Raw genomic sequence first — 9,937 nt, 5'->3', positions numbered from 1 at the left:
TCTTAGTGATTGGATTTAATTCGTACTAATATGTATACATTTAAGAACATTTTTTGAAAAGAGGGTACATTAAAATACGAATTAGGCCGAAATATTGTATATTTGCCAATGGCTTGGTAATGTGTTTTTCTGCTCCCTCTGGTGGACAAACTACTGGAACAACTTAGATAAAGAGATGCTCAGCGTGACTGAAAACGAATCGAACACCCCTGCCGCGTCACTGGCCGAAGCGGTCTATCAGGAGCTGTTGATCTCAATTCGTGATGGGAAATATCACCCGGGCGAGCGCATTAAAGAGGCCTCAATAGCCAAAGCGCTGAATGTGAGCCGAACCCCGGTTAGGGAAGCAATCCGACGCCTGCAATCGGAGGGACGAGTAATCATCGAACCTCAGCGAGGTGCTATTGTCGCGGAATTGAACCGACAGGAAGTCTCAGAGCTTTATGCGCTCCGCCGCCGCCTTGAAGGGATTGCAGCAGGCTTTGCAGCCCAGCACGCCTCCGATACCGAAATCGAAATGATGGAGGAAATATTGGAGCGCAGCAAAGAAGCACTTGGCGACAAGAGACTCCTAAACCAGATAAACTGGGAGCTGCATTACGCGATCTATCACGCTGGACACAATCGCTTCTTGCTGAAGTCCATAGAGGCTATATCAGACTCCATGGCGCTGCTAAGAGGGGCTCATCATATTCCCGATGATAGGCCTGAGCAGCTCTATCAGGAGCATAAGCGTATTGTAGATGCTATCCGCGCTAGAGACCCGGAAGCGGCCGAGCTAGCAGCGCAAGACCACATCAAAAATTCTCACAAAGCGCATCTGAAAACCGCAGGGAAATAAACAGCAAGGGCTCCGCAAATTGCAGGAGCCCTTTTTCGACGTCTGATAGATTTTGAAGTTTAGCCCTATATCACTCAGCGGGTGCTAGCTGAGCGGAAGGGACAGGTACTTGCTCCTCACGCAAATGAGCGTTCTTTTCAGACGGATAAGATTCCAACGTAAACAACCCACCAAAACCACCGAGGACTAGGGAGTATGGGATCAACATAAACGCGGATTGGAAGTTTGCGAGCGTTGGCGCGTCGGCATCAATACCACTCGTACCTGCAATCATCGCCCAGATACCTACGCCAGAAAGTGCCAAGCCCGGAACCGCCATCAGAATACCAGTCCATAGGAACTGCATCGCGTTTACTTGAGCGCAGGCAGCGCCTAACAACGACTGCGGGATCATCGCCCCTGCGATTGGATAGTTCAACACAGTATTGGCAGCGAGCAAACCAAGCAGGAAGAACATAGGGCGGTTAGCAAGATCTGGGTAAAGGATAATCAGCGCCAGTACACCACCTTGCATGAAGCAAAGGATACTTGCTGGAAGCATAAAGCTCTTTACACGGTCACAAAACCACACCCAAAGAGGACAGCCGATTAGATATCCGAGGAACGCGAAGGATGAAATCGACACAGCCTGAAGCAGCGTCATATCCATTTGCATAAGCAGGATCGGACCCCAAACGAGGGAGATGGACAGGTGCGCGCCAAAGGTCGTGCCAGCATGCAGCGTGTTCCACCACAAGCGCATTTTGCCCGCAACTGAAGTTAGTGACTTAACCACTTCAATGCAGAGCACTTTGAAGCCTGGCCACTTAAACGTTGGAGAATCTGGTTGGCGTGGCTCCCTCACAAAGATCAGCATCAAGACGACGATGACAGCAATAACTGTTGCGATGAAGTTAAGGCTAGCAGACCAGCCATAATCCAACACGACACTGCGCAAGATATTCTGATTCACATAGTTAAACAGCGAGCCAAGGCCTGCAACGATACCGAGCATCATGCCAAATTTATGGAAGCCAAACCAACGACCACCTACAAGCCCGGCACCGACGAAGGCAAAGCAACCGCCGATAGACATACAGAGGTTAGCCAGAACAAGCATTTCGAAAGAAACAGAGTTTGCATATAAAAAGCCACCTAGCGCGGAGAAAACTGCTGCATAGGGCAAAGACCTGAGGCCCATATGATCCATTATCGGGCCGGAAAGCAGCTGCATAACCGCAACTGCCCAAGTATAAATTGCGCCCAAAATACCAATTTGTGCCAAGGTCAACCCCAAGTCCTCGGCAATAAGGGTGCTGGTCACACCGTACGCTGCTGAAAAGGCAAAACTCGCGATAGAAAACATGGTCGCAATTGACCAAACCAACCATGCTGTGCCGCCACCTAATTTATCATAATTATTCATTGTTCCCCCCAAACGCAAAGCGCATCAGCTATTCCGTGACTAGACTGTGCAGCTCGTTGGCGTCGTTAAACTGGTTAGTCTTGCGCCGCTAAAACGCCGCGCAAGAACAACAAAGGACTGAAGGATTAGGCAGCGGAAGCTTCTGCGCGCCGCTTTGCGTTTTGTTCGCCCCAAAAACGGATATGAGCACGAGAAGCTTCTTCTGTAGCGATTGGACCTACGCACTCCACTTTGCGTGTACCCTTTGCAAATACTTCTTCAGCTGGCATGTCCATCATTGGGTTCATTGGGTTATCTTCTACAAAATCACCCAGTTTGCGCTCGCTCATTCCATAGACAATCCGGCCAATGCCAGCCCAGTAGACAGCGCCGGCGCACATGGCGCATGGACCCACGTTGGTATACATGGTGCATTTGCTTAGAAACTCGGCGCCGAATTTCTGGCTTGCACGAGTAGCGAGAACACGCTCAGCGTGTCCCGTTTCATCCTGTAGAGGCAGAAACGCGTTCACTTGTTCCATCAAAATGGTGCCGTCTGCATCAACCAGAATACAGCAGAATGGCATTACACCCTTGTCAACGCACTCCTCCGCCATTTCAAAGGTCTTGCGCATGAATGTCATATCGCGTTCAGAGGCTGGTACGTCCTGTTCAATCACGGTCATTTTTTTCTCCCGATAACCACAATGGAAAACGTTTTCCATTAAGATGTGATTCTCAGCAATTTCATTTGATATAAGTCAGGTTATTAGCCTTTTATTGCCGATAAGTATTTGGTATAACGTTTTTCTACGTGAGCGAATTAGTCTGTATTTGAGCAGTTTCAAAGACATGCGCACAACGCACATGTAAGGCCACACCTTTTCCGAGGCGATGTAAGTGCGAACAAATGGCAAATATTAAAGACGTTGCAGAAAGAGCAGGCGTTTCAATTACCACCGTCTCCCATGTACTCAATGGTACAAAAAGGGTGAATGAAGACACTCGCCTTAAGGTTGTGCAAGCAATTGAAGAGCTAAATTACAATCCCAACAAAATTGCTTCGGCGCTTAGGTCGAAAAATAGCGCAACAAAAACGATCGCCATTTTAATACCTTACTCTGAGAACCCTTACTTCTCCGAGTTAGTTCGACAGATCGACAGCATCTGCCTTGAAAACGATTTTCTGCTCATCGTCGTACATTTAAAAAACAAGCAAGAGGGCTTGGCCCACGCCATGCGCATGCTGAAGTCTCGCCAAGTTGATGGCGTTATTGTTGCAGCGTTCGGCATCGAAGATACGAAGGTTCTTGGCACTGAAGGCAATAACATACCCTTCGTAATCATCGACTTTGACTACGGTTATTCAGAGCACTGTGATCTAGAGGAAAACAACTTTCTAGGCGGATATCTTGTAACCAAGCACCTTCTGAACATGGGGCACTCGGATATTGCGATCATCTCTGGCCTGCGCCAAGCTCACTCACACAGCCAAAAACTGGATGGGCATAAGAAAGCACTGGAAGAAGCTGGTCTACCGTTCGACGAAACCGCAGTAATCGAAGCTGACTTTACATTTAGAGGCGGCCATGATGCCTTTATGGAGCTATTCTCACGGGCCAAAATCCCAACAGCTATCGCTGCCCACAATGACTTGATGGCTCTGGGAGCACAATCAGCAGCGTTTTCCGTGGGCTTAAAGGCCCCCGAACAAGTATCCATAATAGGCTATTACGATACCGACATCGCATCCTATTCCTGCCCGCCGTTGTCCTCGGTACAGCTGTCCACTCAAGGCATAGCCGAACAATCTGTAGCTCTGCTTCGCGCCCGCATTTCAGGTGAAACCGCGATCAAAAAAGTAACTGTAACGCCTAAGCTAGTGATCAGAAGAAGCGTCCAGCGGATATGAGACTACCTACCGCCAACACAAAAAAGCGCTCCGTTTGGAGCGCTTTTGTTTGTTATTGCCAAATCAAGATCGAAGCAACGGCTCCCAATCCATACGAACTTCACTTGGTCCCGCGAGGGGTTTGTATTCCGCGCCCATGAAACCATTGTACCCGTCAGCATCTATACACTTGAGCAACCAAGCAAGTGCCACCTCACCAAGATCCGGTTCATTGCGATCCGGATTGGAAGCGAACTGGACGTGACCAACAAACTCCTTGTTCGCCAAATAGGTTCGCCACAAGTCACCTTGAAGCAGCTGGACGTGATACGTATCAAACATCATAGAAACGTTATCTCGCGCCAGCTCCTTCAGTAGCTCACTCGCCTGCTCGACAGATTGAAGGAAGTATCCTGGAACGTCCTTGTTGCTCTTGGGCTCGATGAAAACCCCAAGCCCCCTAACCTCTGCTTTCTCAGAAGCGTATTTTAGATTGTAAAGAAATGTCTTGTGAGACGCATCTCCTGCCGTTTTACCGGCAACAAGGTGGATGTTTCGGCAACCGGAAGTCGCAGCATAATCGATAGCTTCATCGATATAACCACGTGCTTCAGATTCCCTTCCCGGCAGAGCACAGACACCAAACTCGCCTTTTGACGCATCACCCACACGAGTATTCAAACTCAGAAATGGGAGCTGAGCTTCATTCAAAGCAGCCTTCATATCAGATGCGTCAGTTGCGTAAGGACAGTGTCCTTCAACGGCATCAAAACCAGCTGCTTTTGCGTGGGCCACAGCATCTACGAGAGGCTGGTCGTTCCAGAGCAAACCAAGGTTTGCAGAAAGTTTAATCATAACTCACCCAAACCCTATTATTTCACTGGCTTAATATCTGCATACTTCGCACGGATAGCTTCAACACCGCGCGCCAGAACGCCAATATCTGCACCAAGACCAATAAAGTCGAAACCCATTTCGTGATAGCGACGGGCATCAGCTTCAGCAGGAGCTAGAATACCGATTGCCTTGCCAGCTTCTTTGCAAGCTTTCAAAGCACTCGCAATTGCCTCTTGAACTTCAGGGTGGCTTGGGTTTCCAGGATGACCGTAGGACGCTGCCAGATCACCTGGGCCAATAAAGATCGCATCAATGCCTTCTACTTGAGCCATAAGCGGTACGTTCTGGATCGCTTCACTGGTTTCTGCCTGAACGATAACGCAGATGCTTTCATGGGCATTGCTGAGATAGTTAGGAACACGGCCGTACTGATTGCCGCGATGGGTCAGAGCAACACCGCGCACACCGTAAGGAGGGTAACGGGTGAAGGAAACAGCAGACACACATTCTTCAACGGAGTTTACGAATGGGATAAGGAACGAGCGCGCACCAATATCCATATACTTTTTCAAGATGATCTGATCGAGAACTGGAATGCGTACGATTGGTTCAACATCATATCTACTTACTGCCTGAAGGAGTGACAGCACGTTATCTAACTCGTTGTGTGTATGCTCTGTATCAATCAACATCCAGTCATAACCGGAGCCGGCAACGACTTCTGCAGTAATGCGGGAATCTAGAGAGTTCCACAGACCCAACTGCACTTCCTTCTTTTCCAGAAGCTCTGCTTTAAGAACATTTGGCTTAATGAGCATGGTATTTTTCCTTGTGCTTGAATTCGATTAGACCGCGACTTGCTCTCTGCATTTTGCGCGTTTGGTGGAGTAAATTGAGAAGACGACGGAGACACCGATCAGGAGCCAGAGGAACATTGCGATCGGGCTTTTCGTAAAGAAGACGGTGAGATTTCCGAAGGATTCGATGCTCTTGACGAAGTAAATTTCCGCGGAACTTCCAAGAATAAATCCAATGATCAGCGGGGTGACTTCTAGGCCAAGCTTCGTTCCGACATAGCCAAGCAGACCAAAGATGAGCAGTGTCCAGACATCAAACATAATGCCGTAGTTGATTGCGTAAGCACCGGACACGCACATCATGATAATGATTGGATAGAGAAGGTACTTTGGAACGGTCACGACTTTTGCGATGTGTTTGATCGCAAAGAACATGGTCACGAACATAACGACGTTGGCGAGGAACATCGAAAGGACCATCATGTTCCAGGTATCGATATTCTCTGCAATGAAGAGCGGACCAACTTGAACACCCTGCAGCGTGAACGCGCCGATCAAGATCGCAGTGGTGGCATCACCCGGAATACCTAGTGACAAAAGCGGGATCAGCGCGCCACCGGTAAGGCCATTGTTAGATGCCTCTGAAGCAATCACACCTTGAGCAGCCCCCTTGCCCATCTTGGAGCTATCGCGTGAGAAGTTCTTTTCTTGAGTGTAAGCAAGAACAGATGCCGCAGAGCCACCAACACCTGGCAGCATGCCGACAAATGTGCCGATTGCCGAGGACCGCACTAGGTTGACCGAAGACCCCTTAAAGGCACTGAGATCAAACTTCTTGCCTGAGAGCAAATCAAACTTGGCACCCTCTGTTTCCTCTTTGATGCCAAGCTCTGCTTCTGCAAAGATAGCACCCACACCGAACATACCAATCAAAACGGGAAGCAAGGCAAAGCCGGAATAAAGCATCTCTTCCATGCCCGGCGTGATCAGGCGAACAGCACCGTTGCCACCTTTGATAGTGTCGTAAACGCCAACCAATGAAAGCAGAATGCCGAGTACACCCGAAAAGATGCCGACCAGCATGTTCTGGCACAATGACGCGATAACCGTCAGAGCGAAGAAGATGATCAAGAACTTCTCGATGTACGAGAATTTGATCGCAATGTCAGAAAGGACCGGAGCAAATAGATAAAGAACGATAAGAGAGAAAAGGCCACCAAAAAGAGAAGATAGGATGCCCACTTTCAGTGCGCGCTCACCCTCCCCGTTTCGGGTCATCGGATAACCGTCAAAAGTAGTGCAGATGGAAGATGGTGTACCTGGCAAATTTAGGAGAATAGCCGGAACCAACCCGCCGGAGATACCGCCAACGTACAGTGCAAGCAAGAATGCAAGAGAGTGGTTGAGATCGAAGGAATATGTGAGCGGCAGGCAAACTGCCAATGCCATTGTCGCGGTAAGGCCCGGGATGGCGCCAAACACAATACCAAGAGCAACGCCTAAGAAGATGAGCAATAGATAGGAAATATCAACGAGAGCGAGAAATTCCATAGCTGAGATCCTTTGTCCGTTATGGAAGTGTCACGTTGAACAGCTCGGACAACACGAACCATGCAAAGGTCGGCGCGATAAGAGCATTCAAGGAGATGTAGGTGAGTTTGCGTTTGTCTATTCCATGAGCGTACAAGCACGAGAGCGCAAACAAGAACGGGATGGATACAAACCAGAAGCCGTAGCCCATGTTTGGAAACAAGCGGCCGACATAATCCATTCCGATGAAGTAGATGACCATCAGGCCCAAGGTGCCAAAAAGGCGAACCTTGTCTGCTTCTGGCTCGAAGAAGCGCAGCTTCCTCTCCCCACTAGCTACGGCGCGATAAAAGGCTGGCCCTCTTTGAATAAGGATCGCCAAACCTAGCAAACCAAGCAGCCAGAGAATGATCGTCGGGAAAAAAAGGTGGGAGGTATCAAAGTCAACCACCACGGAAAATATCGATCCTGAACCGGTCGTATTCATTTGTTAATCCGAGATGTTTTGAAGAAAGGAACCCCGTTCGCCGCCAGAGTACCGGCGTCGTTTAAAGTGATTTCAGAACTTTTTGGGGGATTTGGGGGTAAGGAGATTGCCGCGGCTAAACCGCGGCTACCCTATTACTTTTCAAGACCAGCAAGAATATTTGCGTAAGCGTCTTTCTTATCTTCTAGGAAAGTACGTGCTTCATCGCTCTTTCTGAAAGAAGGAATGAAGAAGGAACGCTGGAACTCTTTCTGAATTTCGCCTTCTGCAAAGACCTCGGCAATCGCGTCATCAAAGTACTTAACGATCTTTGGATCCATATCTTTGTGATAGAGGAAGTAGAACATCTTGTCGTATGTGAACAAATCTTTCTCGTTCGCATAAACCTCAGTTTCTGGATCCACCCAAGCCATCATGTGATCGCGTGTAGTTTCACCCATACCTTCTGGCGGCATCTGCTGGATGGTTTCACCAGAAGCAGTAATCCAAACAAAGCGCATGGCTTTTTGGTCATCTGCAGGAAGGCGAGTAAACTGCTCGTTGCCCTGAATAGAGCCGTGGATCACATCGGCCTGACCATCAAACAACGCCTGGTTTTTATCTGCCTGCGAACCGGTATTCAGAAGCACAAGACCTTCTTCCTTACCAGGATACTTCAGCTTGATTGCGTTCTTCAAAGCAGAATAACCAAGGTGGGAAGCGCCGCCGCGCTCTGTCGCCAAACGAACGCGCTCACCCTTACCTACAGCTTCGATGATGTCATCGACTGTCGCATAAGGGGACGACTTTGGAACCAGATAAGCATTGCCCGGGTTAATAGAAATCGTTGGACCAACGATGGTTTCTTCAAAGATATCGATATAACCAGGAACTTCGTAGAGGCGGCCAAGATATGCCTGATCATGAATGAACATGATGGTGTTGCCGCTCTTACCCTGACGCTGCAAGGTACGGAACGCATTAACCGCGCCAATAGCGTCGACGCGAATGTTGGCATCGATCTTTTCAGCCAGACGGTTCGCAATGATAGACGCGTTCTGATAGGTGTCGCCACCGGTCGAGTTTACGCCCAAAACAACACGGATATTACCTTTAACCGGCGCATCAGAAGCCAGAGCCACACCACTAGCAACCATAATAGCAGCTCCCACTGCAAGGCTGAGTGTCCGCTTGAGAATTGTCATGTTCTTCCTTCCCTGAATTAGACGATGCAGAAGCTCCTACTGAGCAACTCCTTCCAATCATCGTCGAGAACATGTGATATCATTTATGATAGTATCTCCAAATTCAATATCTAATATCACAATCCGTATTCGAACCTATTTCTCGACAATATCTCATCCGCAGCACGGCAGAATTTGAGTTATCCGCCGCAAAAACCATCGAATTCCCCATGCATAGGGGAACGTACCGACTATCTCTCTGCAACCTAATCTGGTGATATTATCTCTATCGGGTATTTCCCATCCAATGCGCGGCCCGAGTCAGCTGCGTGAAACTAGCGAGTATTTAAATGGCGAAACTGGGTTTCATCGGTCTTGGTATTATGGGCAAGCCTATGGCTGGCCACCTTCTTGCTGCTGGCAACGAAGTGTTCATGCACTCCATCCCTTCCATTCCAGCTGATCTGGTTGAAAAGGGCGGCGTCGCTTGTGAAAGCGGTCGTGAAGTTGCTGACAAAGCTGACATCATCTTCATCATGGTGCCAGACACCCCGCATGTAGAAGCTGTTCTGTTTGCTGAAGGCGGCGTTGCTGAAGGTCTGTCTGCTGGCAAAATCGTTGTCGACATGTCCTCCATCTCCCCACTGGCAACCAAAGAGTTTGCTGCCAAGATCCGTGATCTGGGCTGCGGTTATGTTGATGGTCCTGTTTCCGGCGGTGAAGTTGGCGCAGTGAACGCAACGCTTTCCATTATGGCTGGCGGCTCAGAAGAAGACTTTGCAAAGGTAAAGCCATTCTTCGAATTGATGGGCAAGAACATCACGCTCGTTGGGGATGCAGGTGACGGTCAGGTGGCTAAGGTTGCTAACCAGATCATCGTTGCGCTGAACATCGAAGCTGTTGGTGAAGCACTTCTGTTTGCTTCCAAAGCTGGCGCAGATCCTGAAAAGGTTCGTCAGGCTCTTATGGGTGGCTTTGCTTCCTCCAAGATCCTTGAGATCCACGGT

At 48.9% G+C, this 9,937-nt stretch carries 10 protein-coding genes; 3 read left to right on the top strand and 7 right to left on the bottom strand.

All coding sequences use genetic code 11. The annotated features are described in order from the left end of the window. Positions 1-184: 184 nt before the first annotated feature. Positions 185-841, top strand: a complete 657-nt coding sequence (locus tag E1162_RS13055; RefSeq protein WP_371311932.1) for a GntR family transcriptional regulator — start codon at positions 185-187, stop codon at positions 839-841. Positions 842-911: 70 nt separating this feature from the next. Here the strand turns inward: E1162_RS13055 and E1162_RS13050 are convergent, their stop codons facing one another. Both E1162_RS13050 and E1162_RS13045 read right to left on the bottom strand, forming a co-directional pair. Continuing rightward, entirely contained in the window at positions 912-2,246 is a 1,335-nt protein-coding gene (locus tag E1162_RS13050; RefSeq protein WP_155131664.1) for an MFS transporter, read from the bottom strand. A gap of 125 nt (positions 2,247-2,371) precedes the next feature. Next, positions 2,372-2,911 (bottom strand): nucleoside deaminase, encoded by a 540-nt coding sequence (locus tag E1162_RS13045; RefSeq protein ID WP_257098956.1) that lies wholly within the window; start codon positions 2,909-2,911, stop codon positions 2,372-2,374. Between the two features lie 224 nt (positions 2,912-3,135). Between E1162_RS13045 and E1162_RS13040 the strand changes: the two genes are divergently transcribed. Further along, positions 3,136-4,137 (top strand): LacI family DNA-binding transcriptional regulator, encoded by a 1,002-nt coding sequence (locus tag E1162_RS13040; protein WP_155131661.1) that lies wholly within the window; start codon positions 3,136-3,138, stop codon positions 4,135-4,137. A gap of 63 nt (positions 4,138-4,200) precedes the next feature. Here E1162_RS13040 and E1162_RS13035 read toward each other — a convergent pair whose 3' ends face one another. From E1162_RS13035 to E1162_RS13015, 5 genes are all read right to left on the bottom strand, one after another. Next, positions 4,201-4,971 (bottom strand): hydroxypyruvate isomerase family protein, encoded by a 771-nt coding sequence (locus E1162_RS13035; RefSeq protein WP_155131658.1) that lies wholly within the window; start codon positions 4,969-4,971, stop codon positions 4,201-4,203. A gap of 17 nt (positions 4,972-4,988) precedes the next feature. Further along, positions 4,989-5,771: an HpcH/HpaI aldolase family protein gene (locus E1162_RS13030; protein WP_155131656.1), complete on the bottom strand. Its 783-nt coding sequence runs from the start codon at positions 5,769-5,771 to the stop codon at positions 4,989-4,991. Between the two features lie 27 nt (positions 5,772-5,798). After that, a complete protein-coding gene (locus E1162_RS13025) occupies positions 5,799-7,301 on the bottom strand; it encodes a tripartite tricarboxylate transporter permease (protein WP_155131652.1) in 1,503 nt (500 codons plus the stop codon). A 19-nt stretch (positions 7,302-7,320) separates the two neighbouring features. Then, positions 7,321-7,767 carry a tripartite tricarboxylate transporter TctB family protein gene (locus E1162_RS13020; protein ID WP_155131649.1) on the bottom strand — a complete coding sequence of 149 codons (447 nt, stop codon included), beginning with the start codon at positions 7,765-7,767 and terminating at the stop codon, positions 7,321-7,323. 134 nt (positions 7,768-7,901) lie between these two features. Beyond that, positions 7,902-8,951, bottom strand: a complete 1,050-nt coding sequence (locus E1162_RS13015; protein ID WP_155131646.1) for a type 2 periplasmic-binding domain-containing protein — start codon at positions 8,949-8,951, stop codon at positions 7,902-7,904. 329 nt (positions 8,952-9,280) lie between these two features. Here E1162_RS13015 and E1162_RS13010 point away from each other — a divergent pair. Then, on the top strand, positions 9,281-9,937 hold a 657-nt coding region (locus E1162_RS13010; protein ID WP_257098955.1), incomplete at its 3' end, for an NAD(P)-binding domain-containing protein.

The organism is Pseudovibrio flavus, assembly GCF_009711345.1.
Lineage (GTDB): Bacteria > Pseudomonadota > Alphaproteobacteria > Rhizobiales > Stappiaceae > Pseudovibrio > Pseudovibrio flavus.
This window is presented reverse-complemented; position numbering and strand designations above follow the sequence as displayed.

Coding starts and splice junctions, on each gene's coding strand:
- E1162_RS13020 (WP_155131649.1), bottom strand. CDS start 7,767: ATGAATACGACCGGTTCAGGATCGATATTTTCCGTGGTGGTTGACTTT.
- E1162_RS13030 (WP_155131656.1), bottom strand. CDS start 5,771: ATGCTCATTAAGCCAAATGTTCTTAAAGCAGAGCTTCTGGAAAAGAAG.
- E1162_RS13040 (WP_155131661.1), top strand. CDS start 3,136: ATGGCAAATATTAAAGACGTTGCAGAAAGAGCAGGCGTTTCAATTACC.
- E1162_RS13025 (WP_155131652.1), bottom strand. CDS start 7,301: ATGGAATTTCTCGCTCTCGTTGATATTTCCTATCTATTGCTCATCTTC.
- E1162_RS13035 (WP_155131658.1), bottom strand. CDS start 4,971: ATGATTAAACTTTCTGCAAACCTTGGTTTGCTCTGGAACGACCAGCCT.
- E1162_RS13015 (WP_155131646.1), bottom strand. CDS start 8,951: ATGACAATTCTCAAGCGGACACTCAGCCTTGCAGTGGGAGCTGCTATT.
- E1162_RS13045 (WP_257098956.1), bottom strand. CDS start 2,911: ATGACCGTGATTGAACAGGACGTACCAGCCTCTGAACGCGATATGACA.
- E1162_RS13050 (WP_155131664.1), bottom strand. CDS start 2,246: ATGAATAATTATGATAAATTAGGTGGCGGCACAGCATGGTTGGTTTGG.